The sequence below is a fragment of the Curtobacterium sp. MCLR17_042 genome (assembly GCF_003234695.1).
Classification (GTDB): domain Bacteria; phylum Actinomycetota; class Actinomycetes; order Actinomycetales; family Microbacteriaceae; genus Curtobacterium; species Curtobacterium flaccumfaciens.
This window is the reverse complement of the sequence record NZ_QKTD01000001.1, coordinates 168,281-186,845: the sequence shown is the minus strand read 5'-3', so window position 1 is coordinate 186,845 and position 18,565 is coordinate 168,281. Positions and strand designations below refer to the sequence as shown.

General features: G+C 70.6%; 20 protein-coding genes. 11 read left to right on the top strand and 9 right to left on the bottom strand.

Annotated features, from left to right (window positions below; translation table 11 throughout):
- The first annotated feature begins 210 nt into the window (after positions 1-210).
- The 3 genes from DEJ02_RS00920 (at position 211) to DEJ02_RS00910 (ending at position 2,544) form a co-directional block, all read left to right on the top strand.
- The gene (locus DEJ02_RS00920; RefSeq protein ID WP_111031857.1) at positions 211-1,044 is read left to right on the top strand and encodes a Sir2 family NAD-dependent protein deacetylase; all 834 of its coding nucleotides are present in this window, start codon (positions 211-213) and stop codon (positions 1,042-1,044) included.
- Between the two features lie 80 nt (positions 1,045-1,124).
- A complete protein-coding gene (locus DEJ02_RS00915; RefSeq protein ID WP_111024980.1) occupies positions 1,125-1,763 on the top strand; it encodes a histidine phosphatase family protein in 639 nt (212 codons plus the stop codon).
- 49 nt (positions 1,764-1,812) lie between these two features.
- Complete coding sequence (locus DEJ02_RS00910; RefSeq protein ID WP_111031686.1) at positions 1,813-2,544, top strand: hypothetical protein; 732 nt, start codon at positions 1,813-1,815, stop codon at positions 2,542-2,544.
- A 146-nt stretch (positions 2,545-2,690) separates the two neighbouring features.
- On the opposite strand, the gene DEJ02_RS00905 is transcribed toward DEJ02_RS00910, so the two are convergent.
- Both DEJ02_RS00905 and DEJ02_RS00900 read right to left on the bottom strand, forming a co-directional pair.
- Positions 2,691-3,761 carry a glycosyltransferase family 1 protein gene (locus DEJ02_RS00905; protein ID WP_111031856.1) on the bottom strand — a complete coding sequence of 357 codons (1,071 nt, stop codon included), beginning with the start codon at positions 3,759-3,761 and terminating at the stop codon, positions 2,691-2,693.
- A gap of 5 nt (positions 3,762-3,766) precedes the next feature.
- Positions 3,767-4,759, bottom strand: a complete 993-nt coding sequence (locus DEJ02_RS00900) for an alpha/beta fold hydrolase (RefSeq protein WP_258378637.1) — start codon at positions 4,757-4,759, stop codon at positions 3,767-3,769.
- 113 nt (positions 4,760-4,872) lie between these two features.
- Between DEJ02_RS00900 and treS the strand changes: the two genes are divergently transcribed.
- Complete coding sequence (treS, locus tag DEJ02_RS00895) at positions 4,873-6,582, top strand: maltose alpha-D-glucosyltransferase (RefSeq protein WP_017887282.1); 1,710 nt, start codon at positions 4,873-4,875, stop codon at positions 6,580-6,582.
- Between the two features lie 35 nt (positions 6,583-6,617).
- Positions 6,618-7,364, top strand: a complete 747-nt coding sequence (locus DEJ02_RS00890) for a 3'-5' exonuclease (RefSeq protein WP_111223637.1) — start codon at positions 6,618-6,620, stop codon at positions 7,362-7,364.
- 180 nt (positions 7,365-7,544) lie between these two features.
- Here the strand turns inward: DEJ02_RS00890 and DEJ02_RS00885 are convergent, their stop codons facing one another.
- The 3 genes from DEJ02_RS00885 to glgA form a co-directional block, all read right to left on the bottom strand.
- Positions 7,545-7,793, bottom strand: a complete 249-nt coding sequence (locus DEJ02_RS00885) for a type B 50S ribosomal protein L31 (RefSeq protein ID WP_017887280.1) — start codon at positions 7,791-7,793, stop codon at positions 7,545-7,547.
- A gap of 102 nt (positions 7,794-7,895) precedes the next feature.
- On the bottom strand, positions 7,896-8,678 hold the full coding sequence (locus tag DEJ02_RS00880) for an ABC transporter ATP-binding protein (protein WP_017887279.1): 783 nt from the start codon (positions 8,676-8,678) through the stop codon (positions 7,896-7,898).
- A 9-nt stretch (positions 8,679-8,687) separates the two neighbouring features.
- Entirely contained in the window at positions 8,688-9,887 is a 1,200-nt protein-coding gene (gene glgA / locus DEJ02_RS00875) for a glycogen synthase (RefSeq protein WP_071403766.1), read from the bottom strand.
- A gap of 47 nt (positions 9,888-9,934) precedes the next feature.
- Here glgA and DEJ02_RS00870 point away from each other — a divergent pair, with 47 nt between their 5' ends.
- A complete protein-coding gene (locus DEJ02_RS00870; protein WP_111023028.1) occupies positions 9,935-11,176 on the top strand; it encodes a glucose-1-phosphate adenylyltransferase in 1,242 nt (413 codons plus the stop codon).
- 99 nt (positions 11,177-11,275) lie between these two features.
- Complete coding sequence (serB, locus tag DEJ02_RS00865) at positions 11,276-11,914, top strand: phosphoserine phosphatase SerB (protein ID WP_111031685.1); 639 nt, start codon at positions 11,276-11,278, stop codon at positions 11,912-11,914.
- 12 nt (positions 11,915-11,926) lie between these two features.
- On the opposite strand, the gene fabG is transcribed toward serB, so the two are convergent.
- Positions 11,927-12,640, bottom strand: coding sequence for a 3-oxoacyl-ACP reductase FabG (fabG, locus tag DEJ02_RS00860; protein ID WP_027465673.1), 714 nt, complete (start codon positions 12,638-12,640; stop codon positions 11,927-11,929).
- 165 nt (positions 12,641-12,805) lie between these two features.
- Here fabG and DEJ02_RS00855 point away from each other — a divergent pair, with 165 nt between their 5' ends.
- From DEJ02_RS00855 to DEJ02_RS00845, 3 genes are read left to right on the top strand one after another with little or no spacing between them, the layout of a single operon-like run.
- Positions 12,806-13,228 (top strand): DUF3099 domain-containing protein, encoded by a 423-nt coding sequence (locus DEJ02_RS00855; RefSeq protein WP_051596733.1) that lies wholly within the window; start codon positions 12,806-12,808, stop codon positions 13,226-13,228.
- Positions 13,228-13,536: a hypothetical protein gene (locus DEJ02_RS00850; protein WP_372439414.1), complete on the top strand. Its 309-nt coding sequence runs from the start codon at positions 13,228-13,230 to the stop codon at positions 13,534-13,536. The genes DEJ02_RS00855 and DEJ02_RS00850 overlap by 1 nt, the downstream gene beginning before the upstream one ends.
- On the top strand, positions 13,533-14,516 hold the full coding sequence (locus tag DEJ02_RS00845) for an SURF1 family protein (protein ID WP_111031684.1): 984 nt from the start codon (positions 13,533-13,535) through the stop codon (positions 14,514-14,516). The genes DEJ02_RS00850 and DEJ02_RS00845 overlap by 4 nt, the downstream gene beginning before the upstream one ends.
- 329 nt (positions 14,517-14,845) lie before the next feature.
- On the opposite strand, the gene DEJ02_RS00840 is transcribed toward DEJ02_RS00845, so the two are convergent.
- The gene (locus DEJ02_RS00840; RefSeq protein ID WP_056068703.1) at positions 14,846-16,444 is read right to left on the bottom strand and encodes an ABC-F family ATP-binding cassette domain-containing protein; all 1,599 of its coding nucleotides are present in this window, start codon (positions 16,442-16,444) and stop codon (positions 14,846-14,848) included.
- Positions 16,445-16,559: 115 nt separating this feature from the next.
- Here DEJ02_RS00840 and DEJ02_RS00835 point away from each other — a divergent pair, with 115 nt between their 5' ends.
- Positions 16,560-17,159 carry a biotin transporter BioY gene (locus DEJ02_RS00835; RefSeq protein ID WP_111023032.1) on the top strand — a complete coding sequence of 200 codons (600 nt, stop codon included), beginning with the start codon at positions 16,560-16,562 and terminating at the stop codon, positions 17,157-17,159.
- A 287-nt stretch (positions 17,160-17,446) separates the two neighbouring features.
- On the opposite strand, the gene DEJ02_RS00830 is transcribed toward DEJ02_RS00835, so the two are convergent.
- Both DEJ02_RS00830 and sufC read right to left on the bottom strand, forming a co-directional pair.
- Entirely contained in the window at positions 17,447-17,776 is a 330-nt protein-coding gene (locus tag DEJ02_RS00830; protein ID WP_017887270.1) for a metal-sulfur cluster assembly factor, read from the bottom strand.
- Positions 17,776-18,549, bottom strand: a complete 774-nt coding sequence (sufC, locus tag DEJ02_RS00825; protein ID WP_111023033.1) for a Fe-S cluster assembly ATPase SufC — start codon at positions 18,547-18,549, stop codon at positions 17,776-17,778. Before sufC ends, DEJ02_RS00830 begins: the two co-directional genes overlap by 1 nt.
- Between the last annotated feature and the right edge of the window lie 16 nt (positions 18,550-18,565).

Here is an 18,565-nt window from a genome sequence, read left to right as displayed (position 1 = left end):
GGGCCGGGCCGAAGCGGGTCCGGCGGCCCGGGGCCGGCGCGGGTCCGGGCTGCCGACGGGCTGCTCCGGGCTGTGGCCGGGCGGGTCCGCCGAGGATGCGCTCCGCCGGGGAAGCGACCGGGACGGTCGGGTGTTGAGGGTACCGTGAACAGGGTGCTGGATGATGCTGCGTCGACGACCGGACCGACCACCGGGGCGGCCGCCGGGTCGGTGGCCGCGGACGACCTGGACCGCGTCGTCGAGGTGCTCGCGGGCAAGCGGATCGCCGTGCTCTCCGGTGCCGGTCTGAGCACCGACTCCGGCATCCCCGACTACCGCGGTGCCGGACGGGTGGTGCGCAAGCCCATGACGTTCCAGGAGTTCCTGGCCGACCCTGCGAAGCGCCAGCGCTACTGGGCAGGATCCCACCTGGGCTGGCGGAGCTTCGCGGCCGCCGTGCCGAACGACGGACACCGGGCGCTCGCCGCACTCGAGGACGCCGGGATCGTCGCCGGGGTCATCACGCAGAACGTCGACGGCCTGCACCTGCGCGCCGGCTCCCGCCGCGTCGTCGAGATCCACGGCTCGATGGACCGCGCCGTGTGCCTGCGCTGCGGCCAGGTGTTCTCCCGCTCCGACCTCGCCGCCACCATCGACCGCGAGAACCCCTGGATCGACGAGCCCGGGTCCGTGCAGCTGCAGCCGGACGGCGACGTCGAGATCACCGACGTCGAACGGTTCGTCGTGCCCGCGTGCACCGTGTGCGGCGGCGATCTGAAGCCCGACGTCGTCTTCTTCGGCGAGTTCGTGCCGGCCGAGAAGTTCCGCGAGGCCGTGTCGATCGTCGCCGACGCCGACGCACTCCTCGTCGTCGGTTCGTCCCTCACCGTGAACTCGGGCGTGCGGCTGGTCGACCACGCTGCGCGCCGCAAGAACCCCGTGGTCATCGTGAACCGCGGCGAGACCCGCAGCGACCGTCGTGCGGCCGTGAAGCTCGACGCCGGCACCACCGAGACGCTCGTGCACCTGGCGGAGCGGCTCAGCGCGGCGGCGTCCACCGACTAGCGCGGGCGCTGCCGCCGGACGGGCCAGCGCGGTCGCGGTTCCCGGACGGGCCTGCCTGGCGCGTCTGCGAAGATCGACGGGTGACGACCCTCCTGTACCTCGTCCGGCACGGCGAGACCGACTGGAACGCGCAGCGCCGCATCCAGGGCTCCACCGACATCCCGCTCAACGACACCGGACGACGGCAGGCCGCCGAGGCCGCCGAGCTCCTGACCCGCCGGCCGTTCGACGCGGTGGTCGCCTCCCCGTTGTCCCGTGCGGCCGAGACGGGCGCGATCATCGCCGACCGCCTGGGCCTCGACGCACCGACGACGTACCCGGGCCTGGCCGAGCGCTCCTACGGCGAGGCCGAGGGGCTGACCGACGACGAGGTGTCGGCACGGTACCCGCACGACGACATCCCCGGCCGGGAGTCCCGCTCCGCGCTGCTCGCCCGCGTCACCGAGACGCTCGGTGAGATCGCGGTCCGGTTCGACGCCGGCGTCGTCGTGGTCGCGACCCACGGGGCGGTGATCCGCAGCGTCGTGAACGCCGCTGCCCCCGGCACCGCCGACCGTCGCAACACCCCGATCCGGAACGGGTCCATCCACTCGTTCCGGTGGGACCCCGAGCGCTTCCACGCCGAACTCGTCCGGTTCGACGACCCGATCGACGACGTGTCCGACGCCACCGGAGGGTCGGCGTTCGAGTACCAGAACCCCTTGGAGCGCCGGGGCTGACCGGGGACTAGGCTCCGACGCACCCGCACACCGGGGTGAGGGGAGCCACATGTCCGACGACGGAACCAACCGACACGGTCAGCGTGCCCTCGACCAGCAGGACGACGACCTCGACCGGGTGTTCGGTCCCGAGACGGCGAGCGTCCCCACCCGCACCCGGGCCCGTACCTGGTTCATCATCGGCGGGAGCGTCCTGGCGGTCGCCGCCGTCATCGCGGTGGTGCTCGGCTCGATCATCGGGAGCGTCCAGAACGGCATCGGCGGGGTCTTCCCACGGCCGGACGTGGCGCTCGACCGGTTCGACACGCGCGTGCGTGCGCTGCCCGGCGTCACCGACGTGCGGCACCACGCCCCGTCGAAGACGGCGTTCGCGAGCTACGACGCCATCGCCTCGGTCCGGGCGGACCCGGCGCTCGACCCCGCTGCCCGGCGTGACCTGGTCGCCGCCATCAGCCGGGCAGCCGACGAGTCCGGTGGCAACGGTGTCCGCGTCGTCGTGGTCGCCGACCTCGGCAACCTGGAGATCGGCGTCACCGGTGCCGGTGGGGTCGCGGCGAAGCGCCTGGCACTGGCGAACACGCTCGACCACATCGGCGGTGTGACGGAGGTCCGTTGCTCGTGGGAGCGCGGCGGCGACCCGTCCGACGCCGCACGCGACCAGTCGATCGTCGTGCGGACCCCGGGTCGGGGCGCCGCGGTGCCGCCGATCGTGTCGCGGGTCACCGAGGAGACGCAGAAGGTGTTCCCCGGGGCGGACGTGCAGGTCATCGCGCCGGAGTGACGTGCGGTGGTCGCGGAATCGTCGCGCGTCCGACGTGGAACGACGCGGAACGACGCGGTCGACGTCGCACGACATCGACATCGTCGTTCCGCATCGTCACGAAGGCGAGCCCGTGCCGCGCCCCGAGCCCGCACCCGCACCAGCCCTCAGCCCCGCCGGTCCCCCACGGCCCGCTCGACGGCCCGGACGACCTGCTCCGCCGAGTCCTGCCACCGGAACCGACCGGCACGCTCGATCGACTGCCGCGAGGCCTCGTCCCACCGTTCCTCGACCCGCCGGACGGCCGCGGCGAGGGCGGACGGCGACGCCGGGTCGAAGTACTCCGCCGCGGAGCCGCCGATCTCCCGGAAGATCGGGATGTCACTGACGACGACCGGGGTCCCGACGCCCATCGCCTCGACGAGCGGGATGCCGAACCCCTCGTCGTACGACGCGGTCGCCAGCGCGGTGGCCGAACGGAGCACGGACAGGTACTCCTCGTCCGTGGCGCCGCCGTGGAACACGATCGTCCCCGTGGGAGCCAGCGCCTCGAGCCGTGCACGGTCGGCGTCGGACACCCGCGACATGCAGTGCAGCGTCCAGTCCGCCCCCAGGAGCGGCAGCGCAGTTGCCAGGGTCTCGACGTTCTTGTACGGCATGAACGAGCCCATGTAGACGAGCGAGCGTCCACGTGGCGCTCCGGCCACCCGCGGGGTCGCCGGGTCGGCCGCGTTGTAGGCGACCGTCACGGGTCGCTTCGTCAGCCGGTGCTCGGCGATCAGCCCGGCGGTCGTCTCGGACACCGTCACGACCCCGTCGGCGCCGTTCAGCAGGAACCGCTGCGGCGCCCAGGACAGGTGGAACGCCCGCCAGCCGAGCCGCAGCGGCCACGAGAACTCCCGCGGGGGCGTGCGGTTGCGGTAGTAGATCAGGTCGTGCAGCGTCAGGACGAGCGCGTACCGGCGCCCCCGCGACCCCATCGTCTGCATGGGCGAGAACACCGCGTCGAGCCCGAGCCGGTTGACGCGCCGGGCGACGAGCGGCTCCCCCGCGTCCGTCGGCGCTGGCAGCAGCTCCCACGGCAGGTCCCTCGGCAGCGACTCGAGCTGGCGCTCGTCGCTGACGAGCAGCACGTAGTCGTGCCGGTCCGGCAGGTGCGCGACGACTCCCGCGGTGAACCGGCTGATGCCGTCGTGCCGACCGATCCGCACGTACCGGCAGTCGATGCCGATGCGCAGGCGCGTCACGACGCGTCCGCCGTCCGGGAGGCCCGTCCCGCCCCCGACGGTCGGCTGTCCGTGGCTGCCGCGCCGCGTCCAGTGCGTCCCTGGCGTCCGGCACGTCGGGTCGTGTCCGCCATCCGGCGGAGCACCGCCGCCGCAGCCGGAGCCGGCGTCTCGTAGTGCACCAGGTGGCCGACACCCGGGATCACGACGAGCTCGGCGTCACGCAGCCGCTCGGCGAGTGCGCGCTGTTCGGGGACGGCGGTGATGTCGTCGTGCTCGGCCGCGACGAGCAGCACGGGCACGTGGATGCGGTCGGCGTACTCGGAGACGTCGTGGGTGACCGAGGTGCGGAACGCCTCGAGCACGCTCGTGCGGTTCGCGAAGGCCGAGAAGTACCGGTCGTGCTGGTCGTGCACCCATCGGCGGACGGCGGGGTCGTGCGACTTCAGCATCGCGATGCTCATCGCCCGGACGATCGCGCCGTTCCGCAGGATCCCGAGCCCGATCGGCTTCGGCAGTACCGCACCGGCGCGGTAGTACCCGATCGCGATCGCGGTCCCCACGGCACGCGGACCCTGCAGTGCCGGGGCGGCGATGGGGTTCACGAGCACGAGCAGTCGGGTGTCGAGCCCGGCGGCGACGGTGGCCGACACCACGATCGACCCGAACGAGTGCCCGAGCACCACGGTGTCGCGGCCGAGCCCGAGCGCGGCGTGGAACCCCGTCAGCCAGGCCACGTACGCGTCGATGTCCGACACCGGCAGCGGATCGGACACGCCGAAGCCGGGCAGGTCCGGCACGATCACACGGACACCTTCGAGGTGCGCGGCGATGGTCTCGAGCCCGTGGTGGTCCCCGCGGAACCCGTGCACAGCCAGCACGGTGCGATCCGCATCCTCGGGCCCGTAGACCCAGTAGTGCGTGGTCCGGCCGTCGACCTGGACGGCCCGGTGCACGACCGGGGTGGCGGCCATCATCGACTGGTACGGGGAGAGCACGGGCGGTTGCATCCGCGCCAGTCTAGGGAGCGAACCGCACGAAACCCCGGACACCCGCAGCATCTCGCGCCTATCGTGTCCGGGGCGGGCCGTCGACCGGTCCGTCGATGACGACGAGGAGCACGGTGACCTTCACAGCCCCGATCCAGCTGCCCGGCCTGACGCTCGACCCGCAGTGGTACAAGCGCTCGGTCTTCTACGAGTGCATGATCCGGTCGTTCGTCGACTCCAACGGAGACGGCATCGGCGACATCCAGGGCGTGATCGGCAAGCTCGACTACCTGCAGTGGCTCGGCGTGGACGCCCTGTGGCTGCCGCCGTTCTTCCAGTCGCCGATGCGCGACGGCGGGTACGACATCGCCGACTACCGGGCGATCCTGCCGGAGTTCGGCACGCTCGACGACTTCCGCGAGCTCGTCACGAAGTCGCACGAGCGGAACATGCGCATCGTGATCGACATGGTGATCAACCACACCAGCGACCAGCACGAGTGGTTCCAGCAGTCCCGCGAGGACCCGGACGGCCCCTACGGCGACTTCTACGTCTGGCGGGACACGGACGAGGACTACTCGAACATCCGCATCATCTTCGTCGACACCGAGGAGTCCAACTGGACCTTCGACCCGGTCCGACGCCAGTTCTTCTTCCACCGCTTCTTCTCGCACCAGCCCGACCTGAACTTCGAGAACCCCGCGGTCATCGAGGCGATCTACGACGTCGTCCGGCACTGGCTCGACATGGGCGTCGACGGGCTCCGGCTCGACGCGATCCCGTACCTGTTCGAATCAGAGGAGGGCAACGGCGAGGGCGAGCCGGAGACCCACGAGTTCATCAAGAAGCTCCGGGCGATGGTCGACGACGAGTACCCCGGGCGCGTGCTCCTGGCCGAAGCCAACCAGTGGCCGCGCGAGACGGCGGCGTTCTTCGGCACCGACGAGGAGCCCGAGTGCCACATGGCGTTCGACTTCCCGGTGATGCCGCGCATCTTCTACTCGCTCCGGGCACAGCACGCCGCCGAACTCAAGGCGATCCTGTCCGAGACGCTCGACGTGCCGGCCAGCGCGGCGTGGGGCGTCTTCCTCCGCAACCACGACGAGCTCACGCTCGAGATGGTCAGCGAGGAGTACCGGCAGGCGATGTACGGCTGGTACGGCTACGACCCGCGGATGCGCTCGAACATCGGTATCCGCCGACGTCTCGCTCCCCTGCTCGACAACTCGCGCGCCGAGCTCGAGCTCATCCACGCGCTGCTGTTCTCGCTGCCCGGTTCGCCGTTCCTGTACTACGGCGACGAGATCGGGATGGGCGACAACATCTGGCTGCCGGACCGTGACTCCTCGCGCACGCCGATGCAGTGGACGCCGGACCGCAACGCCGGCTTCTCCACCGCCGACCCGGGCAAGCTCTACCTGCCCGTCGTCCAGTCGCTCGTGTACAACTACGCGCAGGTCAACGTCGAGGCGCAGCTCGCCCAGTCGCGGTCACTGCTGCACTGGGTCCGCAACGTCATCCACACCCGCAAGGCCCACCCGGTGTTCGGTCTCGGCTCCCTGAACGTGCAGGAGACCTCCAACGACTCGGTGCTCGCCTTCGTCCGCTCGTGGGAGGGCTCCGGGCAGCAGTTCGGGCCGTCCGCCGAGGACGTCCTGTGCGTGTTCTCGTTCGCGACGAACCCGACCTCGGTCACGATCTCCGCGCCGGAGTTCGCGGGGCGCCCGCTCTACGACCTGTTCGGCGGCAGCTCGTTCCCGTCGTTCGACGAGGACGGCACCGTCACGCTCACCATGGGCACGCAGTCGTTCTACTGGCTGCACGTCGGCGCGCCGACCCGGTAGTCGGGGGTGTCGGTGCGTCCCGTTAGCCTGACCGCGTGACGTTCCCCACAGCACAGCTCGACGCGCCCGCTCCGTCCCAGGACCTCACGGGTCGGCCCTGGTGGCACGCGCTGGGCGTCTTCGACCTCGAGACCACCGGGGTCGACGTCGAGACGGCCCGCATCGTCACCGCTCACGTCGGGCTCATCGACATGACCGGGGCCTCCATCGTCGAGGGTGCCTGGATCGCGGACCCAGGCGTCCCGATCCCGGAGGGCGCCGCGGCCGTGCACGGCTACACCACCGAGCGTGCCCAGGCCGAGGGGCGTCCCGCGGCCGAGGTCGTGGCCGAGATCATCGCCGCGATCGAGGCCGTGTTCGCCCGGGGCATCCCGCTGGTGATCTACAACGCCCCGTACGACCTCACCGTGCTCGACCGCGAGGCGAAGCGGCACGGGTTCGCCTCCCCCGTCATCGGCAACGTCGTCGACCCCCTGGTGATCGACAAGGCGCTCGACACCTTCCGCAAGGGCAAGCGCACGCTCGAGGCCGCGTCCGAGCTCTACGGCGTCACCCTCGACGACGCGCACGACGCCGGAGCCGACGCGATCGCTGCCGGGCGTGTCGCCCAGGCCATCGCGGGGAAGTACCCGGACGAGCTCGGCATCTCCGCCGAGGAACTCCACCGCAAGCAGGTCGGCTGGTGCGCCGAGCAGGCCACCTCGTTCCAGGACTACATGCGCAAGAAGCGCGACCCGACGTTCACCGCCGACGGCCGCTGGCCCCACCGCAACGGCGCCTGACCGCGCACTGCCCCTTCGCACAGCACCGGTGTCCACGCGCCGAACACCCGCAGACCGCGGTGTGACGCGCGAACACCGGTGTCCCGCGTCCCTGGGTCAGCGGCAGCCGTGGACACCGCACAACGCGAACGGGCGGCCCTCCCGGAGGAAGACCGCCCGTGGGCGTTGCGTGGGGGCTGCTTACTTGCTGAAGCCCTTGAAGCGCTGGTTGAACTTCTCGACGCGACCGGCCGAGTCGAGGATGCGCTGCTTGCCCGTGTAGAACGGGTGCGAAGCGGACGAGATCTCGACGTCGATGACCGGGTAGGTCGCACCGTCGAGCTCGATGGTCTTGTCGCTGTTCGCGGTCGAACGCGTCAGGAACGTCTCACCGGAGGCCAGGTCGCGGAAGACGATGGCGCGGTACTCGGGGTGGGTGTCGGTCTTCATGGAGATTCCTCGATAGCGGTGATGGGATTGCGCGAACTGCGCGGGAAGTCGTCGGCTTGCGCCAGCCGTCCACGATACCAGAGAGACGGCGGGATCGCAGCGCTACGCGGCGCGTGCCGTGTAGCGACCGGCGTCCTTGGTGACCGAGAGGTCGATGCCGAACGCCTCGGTCAGGGTCTGGTCCGTCAGGACCTCGTCGATGGGGCCGGCGGCCTGCACGTGGCCGTCGGCGAGGACGAGCGCGTGGGTGAAGCCGGCCGGGATCTCCTCGACGTGGTGGGTCACGATGACGATGGCAGGCGAGTCGGCGCTCTGGGCGTAGCCGCCGAGGGTGCGGACGAGGCTCTCACGGGCGCCGAGGTCGAGCGACGCGGCCGGTTCGTCGAGGAACAGGATCTCCGGGTCGGTCATCACGGCACGGGCGATCTGCACGCGCTTCTGCTCGCCGTCGCTCAGGTCGCCGAACGTGCGGTCGGTGAAGGACCCCAGGCCCCACTCCTCGAGCACGCGCTGCGCACGGCGGACGTCGAGCTCCTCGTACTCCTCGTTCCAGCGGCCCGTCACCGAGTACGCCGCGGTGAGCACGACGTCGATGACCTTCTCGGTCACCGGGATGCGACGGGCCAACGCCGTCGACGCGAAGCCGATGCGCGGGCGGAGCTCGAACAGGTCGGCACCGCCGAGTTCGGTCCCGAGCACCTCGACGTCACCCGAGGTCGGGAACGTCTGGGCACCGGCGACCTGTAGCAGCGTCGTCTTGCCGGCGCCGTTCGCGCCGAGCACGACCCAGCGTTCGTCGTCCTGCACCTCCCACGAGATCGCGTCGAGGATGGTGGCCCCGTTGCGGACCACGGAGACGTCTGACAAGCGCACGACCGAGGGCATGCGACCAGCCTACGGGTTCTGGCCGAGCACCCGGTCGTAGACCTGCCGTGTCCTGGTGGCGATCGCGTCCCAGGTGAACTCGGTCTCGACACGGAGCCGTCCGGCGCGTCCCATGAGCTTCGCCAGCCCCTCGTCGGCGAGCACCTCGGTGAGGGTCGCGGCGAGGTCGGCCACGAAGCGGTCGGGGTCGGTCGGGGTCCCGGTACCGTCCTGCACCTGGTCGATCGGGACGATGCGACCGGTGAGCCCGTCGGCGACGACCTCGGGGATGCCCCCGGTGCCGGTGCCGACGACGGGGATGCCGCACGCCATGGCCTCGAGGTTCACGATGCCGAGCGGCTCGTAGACCGACGGGCAGACGAACACGGTGCCCGAGGACAGCACGTTCACGATCTCCTCGTGCGCGAGCATCCGGTCGATCCAGACGACGCCTTCACGTTCCGCGCGGAGGCCCTCGACGAGCTCGGTGACCTCGGCGAGGATCTCGGGGGTGTCCGGCGCGCCGGCGCACAGCACGATCTGCACGTCCGACGGCAGCGACGCCACGGCGCGGAGCAGGTACGGCAGCCCCTTCTGGCGGGTGATGCGTCCGACGAACACGACGCTCGGGCGCGTCGGGTCGATGCCGAGGGCGCGCACGGCGTCCTCGTCGACGGTCGGCTTCCACGCATCGATGTCGATGCCGTTGTAGACGACGTGGACCTTCGCGGGGTCGATCGACGGGTACGAGCGCAGGATGTCCGCACGCATGGCCTTCGAGACCGCGATGACGCCGTCGGCGTGTTCGAACGCCTCGCGCTCCATCCAGCTGGACAGGCGGTAGCCGCCGCCGAGCTGCTCGGCCTTCCACGGGCGGAGGGGTTCGAGGCTGTGGGCGGTCACGATGTGGGGGATGCCGTAGGTCAGCTGCGCGATCCGGCCCGCGGAGTTCGCGTACCAGGTGTGCGAGTGCACGAGGTCGGCACCCTCGACGTCGGCCGCGATGGCCACGTCGGTGCCGAGGGCCTGCAGCGCGCCGTTCGCCTGGCCGAGGCCGTCCGGGGTCCGGTAGCCCCACACGTCGGGTTCGTCACGGAAGGCCCCGAAGGCCCGGACACGGACTTCCGTGTCCGTCCCCGACCGCAACGCGGCGGTGAGTTCGGACACGTGGACACCCGCTCCGCCGTAGACCTCCGGCGGATACTCCCTGGTCAGCAGATCGACTCGCACTGGTTCAACGTAACCGGTTCCCAGTGCTGACGCCTACTGTGAGCGGCATGGCACCAAAGAAGGTCTTCGGCATCGTGCTCGCCGGCGGCGAGGGCAAACGACTCATGCCGCTCACGGCCGATCGCGCGAAGCCCGCCGTCCCGTTCGGCGGCAACTTCCGTCTCATCGACTTCGCACTGTCGAACCTGGTCAACTCCGGTCTGCAGAAGATCGTCGTCCTGACGCAGTACAAGTCGCACAGTCTCGACCGGCACGTCGCGGAGACGTGGCGCATGGAGGGGCTGCTCGGCTCCTACGTCGCGTCCGTCCCCGCGCAGCAGCGGCTCGGCAAGCGCTGGTTCGCCGGCTCGGCAGACGCGATCCTGCAGTCGCTCAACCTGCTGCGCGACGAACGCCCCGACATCGTGGTCGTCGTCGGTGCGGACCACGTGTACCGGATGGACTTCCACCAGATGGTCGAGGCGCACATCGCGTCCGGCCGCAGCGCCACGGTGGCGGCGATCCGTCAGCCGATCGGGCTCGCCGACCAGTTCGGCGTGATCCAGGTGGCCGACGACGACCCGACGAAGATCGACGCGTTCCTCGAGAAGCCGAAGGACGCCGTCGGGCTGGCCGACTCCCCCGGCGAGATCCTGGCCTCGATGGGCAACTACGTGTTCAACGCGGACGCGCTCGTCGACGCGGTCCTGCGCGACGGCCAGCTCGAGACGTCCGCGCACGACATGGGCGGCGACATCGTCCCCGACTTCGTCAACCGCGGCGACGCCGGCGTGTACGACCTGCAGCGCAACGAGGTCCCCGGGTCCACCGACCGCGACAAGTACTACTGGCGCGACGTGGGCACCATCGACTCGTTCTTCGACGCCCACATGGACCTCATCGCCCCGGTCCCGGTCTTCAACCTGTACAACCAGGACTGGCCGATCTTCAACCAGCAGACGAACCTGCCGCCGGCGAAGTTCGTCCGCGACGCGAACGGCAACACCGGGTCCACGGTGGACTCGCTCGTGTCGCTCGGCTGCCTGGTGTCGGGTGCGCAGGTCGAGCGCAGCATGATCGGGCCCTGGTGCTCGATCGACTCCGGCGCGAAGGTCCTCGACTCGATCGTGTTCGAGCGCGCCACCATCGGCGCCGGCGCGGTCGTCAACCGCGCCATCCTCGACAAGGACGTCGTCATCGCACCGGGCGCGCAGGTCGGCGTCGACCGCGAGGCCGACGAGGCACGCGGCTTCACCGTCACCGAGTCGGGCATCACCGTGGTCGGCAAGGGCGTCCGCGTCGACGCGTAGGCAGGCAGACACCCGGGGCGCAGCCCCGGACGGACGGCCTGGAGGCACGGCTCGCGTCACGGACGCGGCCGTGCCTCCGCCAGTCGGTACCGTTGGTACGTGCCCCGCTTCCTCGTCGTCCTCGATGCCGATTCCACGCTCCTCGAGGACGAGGTGATCGAACTGCTCGCCGACAGCGCCGGGACCCGGCCACAGGTGGCGGCGATCACGGAGCGCGCCATGCGCGGGGAGCTCGACTTCGCCGAGAGCCTCCGGGAGCGTGTCGCGACCCTGGCGGGCCTCCAGACAGACGTCTTCGTCCGCGCACAGCAGGCGGTCCGTGTGACGCGGGGCGCCGACCAGCTGGTCCGTGGGGTGCACGCCGCAGGCGGCACCGTCGGCGTGGTGTCGGGCGGGTTCCACGAGGTGCTCGACCCGTTCGCCGAGCAGCTGGGCCTCGACCACTGCCGGGCGAACCGCCTCGAGGTCACCGACGGCGTGCTCACCGGCCGCGTGCTCGGCGACGTGGTCGACGCGCACGCCAAGGCCGTCGCGCTCCGCGAGTGGGCGGACGCCGACGGGGTCGACCCGGCACGGACCATCGCCATCGGCGACGGCGCGAACGACCTCGAGATGATGCGCGTCGCCGCGCTGTCGGTGGCGTTCGACGCGAAGCCGCGCGTGCGGGAGCAGGCGGACGTCGCGGTCGTCGACCGTGACCTGTCCGCCGTGCTCGCGACGCTCGGCCTGCGCGGCTGATCGGTCCGAGGGCTAGTGCCCCATCCCGAGGCCGCCGTCGACCGGGATGATCGCACCGGAGACGTACCCGGCGCCGTCGCTCGCCAGGAACAGCGTGGCGTCTGCGACGTCGTCGACCGTGCCGTAGCGGGCGGCCGGGATCGCCTTCTTGAACTCGGCCTGCAGCTCGTCGGAGAGCGCGGCGGTCATGTCCGTCTGGATGAAGCCGGGCGCCACGACGTTGGCGGTGATGCCGCGCGAACCGAGCTCACGCGTGATCGACCGGGCCATGCCGACCAGGGCGGCCTTCGAGGACGCGTAGTTGACCTGGCCGATCTGCCCGTAGGCGCCCACGACGCTCGACATCAGCACGATGCGGCCGAACTTGGCCTTCATCATTCCCTTCGTGGCGCGCTTGACGACGCGGAAGGTGCCCGTGAGGTTCGTGTCGACCACGCTGGTGAAGTCGTCCTCGGACATGCGGAGGAGCAGCTGGTCGTTCGTGATGCCGGCGTTCGCGACGAGGACCTCGATCGGACCGAGCTCGGCCTCGACCTGCGTGAACGCGGCGTCGACGGAGGCCGTGTCGGTGATGTCGGCCTGCACCGTCAGCGCGCCCTCGGGACCACCCTGACCGCTGCGCGACGTCACGGCGACCCGGTGGCCGGCTGCGACGAACCGCTCGGCCAGCGCGTGGCCGATGCCGCGGTTGCCGCCGGTGATGAGGACGGTACGGGGGGTGCTCATGGTCGCTCCGTTCGGTGGGATCTGCTCGGCACGCGGTGCCGGGGACCCGGCGGACACGCCCGGACGAGCGTACCGGAGCGGACCACCCCGCCGGTTCGCGCGCGGCGCACCCACGATCGGTCCGGCGGGATTAGGCTTGACCACGGGTAGACGGAGACCATCTGTATGAAGAGCACGCACACGAGCATCACGTCGCTGCCGGACACACCGGAGCAGGACCGGGCGCACCGCCTGTCCCGCTACGTCTGGCAGATGGCCATCCGAGTGGTCCTCTTCATCTCCGCCGTGCTCGTGTACTCGATCTGGCACTCGTGGCTCGCGGTCATCCCGATCGTCCTCGCCGCGGTGATCCCCTGGGTCGCCGTCGTCATCGCGAACGCCGGCAGCCGGACCGAGAGCGACATGATCTCCCCCGCCGGGTCCATCGAGCTCTACGACGCCGTCGACCCGCGCCTCCGCGAACAGCAGGAGGACGCCCGGGCCCAGGCCTACCGCGACGAGCAGGACCGTCTCCGCCAGCAGGCGCAGCACGCGCAGGACGAGTGGCAGCGCAACGGCGACCGATCGAAGATGTGGGGACCCCGCTGATGGGTGCGACGTTCGACCTGCAGACCGAACCCGGATCCACACCGGTGTGCTCGCGAGCTGGTTGCACCTCGACGGCCGGGTGGCGCGTGAACTGGCGCAACCCCCGGATCCACGCGATCGACCGCGTGAAGATCTGGGCCGCCTGCGAAGAACACCGCGACTTCCTCGCCGACTACCTGCGGTCCCGCTCGTTCCCGGTGCGCGTCACCGGCATGCACGAGGACGTCGACCACCTCGACGACGAGCGCGAGGCGACCGCGGCGCCGAAGAACGACGTCGGGGTGCGCTCCACCGGCACCTCGCGATGACCGACGGCTTCGACCCGCAGTCCCGCTACGGCCGCAAGCACGCCGCCAAGCTGCAGCGCGCCGCCGCGGAGTCCCGCTCGACCGACGACGGCAGGTCGGGCCCGTCCGGTCGGGACCCCCACGAACCGTTCGTCGGCTGGCGCTTCGTCCGGAGCCGCCGCTGGCTCGGCTACTTCGCGATCGCGGTCGCCTTCGCCATCGTGTGCGCACTGTTCGGCATGTGGCAGTGGGACCGCCGCAACGAGGCCGTCCGGCAGAACGAGCAGGTCGCGCAGAACTACGACCACACCCCCGTCCCCCTCGACCGGGCGCTGCCGAAGGCCTCGAGCTGGCAGGACGAGCAGGAGTGGCTCCGGGTCTCCGTGACCGGCCGCTACGACGTCGACTCGCAGCTGCTCGTGCGCAACCGCGTCCACAACGGGCAGCCCGGGTTCGAGGTCCTGACGCCCCTGGTCACGCCCGAGGGCCGTGCCTTCATCGTCGACCGCGGATGGGTGCCGACCGGCAACGCCCAGGACGCCCCCGACCACGTGCCCGCTCCCCCGTCCGGCGAGGTCACCGCGATCGTCCGCCTGCAGCAGAGCGAACCGCGGATCCCCGGCCGCTCCGACCCGAAGGACACCGACCAGGTGCAGTCGGTGACCCTGGCCGACGTGGCGAACAAGGTCGACGACCCGATCTGGACCGGTGCGTACGGGCAGCTCGCCTCCGAGTCCCCCGCACCGACCGAGGCACGCCCGCTCGGCTGGGAGCGTCCGAACGCCGACACCGGGCTGCACCTCAGCTACTTCATCCAGTGGTTCCTGTTCGCCGCCGGGGGCTTCGGGTTCCTGGCGTACGTGATGGTGCAGGAGTACCGGAACCTCAACCAGGACGACCCCGAGGAGCGCGAGCGCGCCCTCGAGCGCGAACGCCGCAAGAACGCGAAGCCGAAGACCGACGCCGAGATCGAGGACGAGCTCATCGCGTCACGTCGCTGACGCGTGGCTGAGGCGTGCGGCCGTGGGTGCGCGTCAGCGCACCGTGCGCACCTCGTAACCCCGTGCGCGCTTCCGCGCACCGTGCAGCGCCACAAACGGGCACCCAGCACGCAACGCCGCACCGGATGGCGAACGCGGCACCGTGCGGACGGGAGGCGCGGCGCACGACCGGCACCGCGCCTCCAGACCGCACCGTGCGCACCTCGTAACCCCGTGCGCGCTTCCGCGCACCGTGCAGCGCCACAAACGGGCACCCAGCACCCAACACCGCACCGGATGGCGAACGCGGCACCGTGCGGACGGGCCTCGCCCGACCACACGCGCGGCAGCTAGGCGAGCTCGATGAGCTCCGCGTAGTCCTTGTTCCAGTGGTCCTCGGTGCCGTCCGGCAGCAGCAGCACACGCTCGGGATTGAGCGCCTCGACCGCGCCGGCGTCGTGGGACACCAGGACGACCGCACCCTCGAAGCCGGCGAGGGCGTTGAGGATCTCCTCGCGCGAAGCCGGGTCCAGGTTGTTCGTCGGCTCGTCGAGCAGCAGGACGTTCGCGCCGGAGACCACGATCATCGCGAGCGACAGACGCGTCTTCTCACCACCGGACAGGACGCCGGCCTTCTTGTAGCCGTCGTCACCGGTGAACAGGAACGAGCCGAGCACCCGACGGGCCTCGGTCTCGTTGAGGTCCGTCGACGCCGACACCATGTTCTCGATCACGGTGCGGTTGATGTCGATGTTCTCGTGCTCCTGCGCGTAGTACCCGATGCGCAGCCCGTGACCGGGCTGGATCTCGCCCGTGTCGGGCTGGTCGGCTCCCGCCAGGATGCGCAGCAGCGTCGTCTTGCCCGCACCGTTGAAGCCGAGGATGACCACGCGCGAACCGCGGTCGATCGCCAGGTCGACACCCGCGAAGATCTCGAGCGACCCGTACGACTTCGACAGCCCCTCGGCCATCAGCGGGGTGCGGCCGCACGGGGCCGGCGTAGGGAAGCGGATCTTCGCGACCCGGTCGGCGACACGCTCGTCCTCGAGGCCGGCGAGCAGCTTGTCGGCACGCGCGACCATCTGGTGCGCGGCCGCGGCCTTGGACGCCTTCGCGCCGAACCGAGCGGCCTGGTCCTTGAGCGTGGCGGCCTTCTTCTCGGCGCCCGCGCGCTCCTTGCGGCGGCGCTCCTCGTCGGCGACGCGCTGCCGCTGGTAGAGCTTCCAGCCCATGTTGTAGATGTCGATGGTCTGCCGGTTGGCGTCCAGGTAGAAGACGCGGTTCACGACCTCTTCGACGAGCTCCACGTCGTGGGAGATGATGATGACGCCACCGGGGTAGGTCTTCAGGTGCTCGCGGAGCCACACGACGGAGTCGGCGTCGAGGTGGTTGGTCGGCTCGTCGAGGATCATCGTCTCGGCGTCCGAGAACAGGATCCGGGCGAGCTCGATGCGACGGCGCTGACCACCCGAGAGCGTCTTGAGCTGCTGGTCGAGGATGCGGTCCGGCAGCTTGAGGTTCGACGCGATCGACGCCGCCTCGGCCTCGGCCGCGTAGCCACCGAGCGCGTTGAACTGGTCGTCGAGGCGGCTGTAGCGCCGCATCGCCTTCTCGGCCACGGCCGCGTCGTCGCTCGCCATGTCGAGCGTCGCGAGGCGGATGCCCTCCACGAGCTCACCGAGCCCACGGGCGTCGAGGATGCGCTTGCGCGCGGTCTCCTCCGGGTCGCCGGAGCGGGGGTCCTGCGGCAGGTAGCCGATCTCCCCGCCGCGGTCGATCGTGCCACCGTTGGGCTGCGTCTCGCCCGCGAGGGCCTTGGTCATCGTCGTCTTCCCCGCGCCGTTGCGGCCGACGAGTCCGATCTTGTCGCCCTTCTCGACACGGAAGGACACGTCTTCCATGAGGAGACGAGCTCCGACGCGGATCTCGAGTTCGTGCACGGCAAGCACAGTGGACGTCCAATCAGTTGGTGGGTTTGCACAACGGTGTGTGCGTGAGGTGCACCGCTACGCTGACGGGACCGATGGTTCCGAACGGAACCAGCAGTCCATTCTAGGAGAATCCATGACGAACGCCACCGGGTTCGCTCCCCGCGCAGTCCTCGCCGACCGTCTGCGCACGCACGGGCTGGCCACCGACGCCGCCCTCGTCGCCGGCGGAGCCCTGTTCACCGCCGCGATGGCGCAGCTCGAGGTCCCGATGTGGCCGGTCCCGATCACCGGGCAGACGCTGGCCGTCGTGCTCGTCGGCGCGACCCTCGGCGCACGCCGCGGCATGCTCTCGCTGCTCGTCTACGCCGTCGCCGGACTCGCGGGCGCCCCGTTCTTCGCCGACATGCAGGGCGGCCTGCAGGCCCTGGCCCTGCCGAGCTTCGGGTACGTCATCGGCTTCATCCCCGCCGCCGGGCTCGTCGGCTGGCTCGCCCGTCGCAACTGGGACCGCCACGTCGGCCGCGCCGCGGTCGCGATGCTGCTCGCGAGCGCGATCCCGTTCGTGACCGGCCTTCCGTACCTGGCTGTGGCGCTCGGCCAGCTCGGCGCCCCGAACGACGTCCAGTCGGTGCTCGCCGCCGGCCTGTACCCGTTCATCGTCGGTGGCATCGCCAAGGCCCTCATCGCCGCCGGCATCCTGCCGCTCGCGTGGAAGGCCGTCGGCCGCCGCTGAGGCACCGCACGAGGACGGCCCCGCACCGATCGGTGCGGGGCCGTTCTGCGTCCGGTGCGGGGAACGGCGCGGCGGGCTGGAGCGGTCACGACTCCCCGCCACCCGGACGCCGAGTGGTCGCGTTCTGTCGTCTGGCGCGCCGTCAGCCGACAGAACGTGACCACTCGGCGAACGTGAGCGGGCGGTCGCGACCGATCGGCGGCGCGCCCCGCGCGTGGCGTGCGCACAGACGGACGGGAGGCGCGGTGCCAGCTGGCACCGCGCCTCCCGTCCGTGGTGGGCCGCGACTAGATCGCGAACCCGAGGGCGCGCATCATCTCGCGTCCGTCGTCGGTGATCCGTTCCGGACCCCACGGCGGCATCCAGACCCAGTTGATCCGGAAGGCGTCCACGATGCCGTCGAGGGCGTTCGCGGTGTCACCCTCGATGACGTCCGTCAGGGGGCAGCCGGCGCTCGTGAGCGTCATGCTGATGACGAGCGCGTTGGCGTCGTCGTCCCAGGCGAGGTCGTAGATCAGGCCGAGGTCGACGATGTTCACGCCGAGTTCCGGGTCCTGGACCTCCTTCAGGCCCTCGACGACCTCGTCGAACTTGTCGGGAGCGAGTGCGGCGATCATCAGGCCTGCGCCTCGGCGGCGGCGACCTGCACGTAGCGGTCGTAGCCCTCGTTCTCGAGGCGGTCGGCCAGCTCGGGGCCGCCCTGCTCCGCGATCTTGCCGGCGACGAACACGTGCACGAAGTCCGGCTTGATGTAGCGGAGGATGCGCGTGTAGTGCGTGATGAGCAGCACACCGAGGCCGGTCGCGGCCTTGGCGCGGTTGACGCCCTCGGAGACGATCTTCAGCGCGTCGACGTCGAGGCCGGAGTCGGTCTCGTCGAGGACGGCGAACTTCGGCTTCAGGAGCTCGAGCTGCATGATCTCGTGGCGCTTCTTCTCGCCACCGGAGAAGCCCTCGTTGACGTTGCGCTCGGCGAACGACGAGTCCATCTTCAGGTCGGCCATCGACTGACGGAGTTCCTTGATCCAGCCACGGAGCGCCGGGGCCTCGCCGTCGATCGCCGTCTTGGCGGTGCGGAGGAAGTTCGACACCGTGACGCCGGGGATCTCGACCGGGTACTGCATCGCCAGGAACATGCCCGCACGGGCACGCTCGTCGACGCTCATCGCGAGGACGTCCTCACCGTCGAGGGTGATGGTGCCACCGACGACGTGGTACCGGGGGTGACCGGCGATGGTGTACGCCAGGGTGGACTTGCCGGAGCCGTTCGGCCCCATGATCGCGTGGATCTCGCCCTCGTTGATGGTGAGGTCGACACCCTTCAGGATCTCCTTGGTGCCCTGATCGGTGTCGATCGAGACCTTGAGGTCACGGATTTCCAGAGTGGACATTGCGTTCCTTCGGTTG

Coding starts and splice junctions, on each gene's coding strand:
- DEJ02_RS00910 (WP_111031686.1), top strand. CDS start 1,813: ATGTCCGACGACGGAACCAACCGACACGGTCAGCGTGCCCTCGACCAG.
- DEJ02_RS00900 (WP_258378637.1), bottom strand. CDS start 4,759: ATGCAACCGCCCGTGCTCTCCCCGTACCAGTCGATGATGGCCGCCACC.
- DEJ02_RS00885 (WP_017887280.1), bottom strand. CDS start 7,793: ATGAAGACCGACACCCACCCCGAGTACCGCGCCATCGTCTTCCGCGAC.
- DEJ02_RS00880 (WP_017887279.1), bottom strand. CDS start 8,678: ATGCCCTCGGTCGTGCGCTTGTCAGACGTCTCCGTGGTCCGCAACGGG.
- DEJ02_RS00870 (WP_111023028.1), top strand. CDS start 9,935: ATGGCACCAAAGAAGGTCTTCGGCATCGTGCTCGCCGGCGGCGAGGGC.
- fabG (WP_027465673.1), bottom strand. CDS start 12,640: ATGAGCACCCCCCGTACCGTCCTCATCACCGGCGGCAACCGCGGCATC.
- DEJ02_RS00855 (WP_051596733.1), top strand. CDS start 12,806: ATGAAGAGCACGCACACGAGCATCACGTCGCTGCCGGACACACCGGAG.
- DEJ02_RS00850 (WP_372439414.1), top strand. CDS start 13,228: ATGGGTGCGACGTTCGACCTGCAGACCGAACCCGGATCCACACCGGTG.
- DEJ02_RS00845 (WP_111031684.1), top strand. CDS start 13,533: ATGACCGACGGCTTCGACCCGCAGTCCCGCTACGGCCGCAAGCACGCC.
- DEJ02_RS00835 (WP_111023032.1), top strand. CDS start 16,560: ATGACGAACGCCACCGGGTTCGCTCCCCGCGCAGTCCTCGCCGACCGT.
- DEJ02_RS00830 (WP_017887270.1), bottom strand. CDS start 17,776: ATGATCGCCGCACTCGCTCCCGACAAGTTCGACGAGGTCGTCGAGGGC.
- sufC (WP_111023033.1), bottom strand. CDS start 18,549: ATGTCCACTCTGGAAATCCGTGACCTCAAGGTCTCGATCGACACCGAT.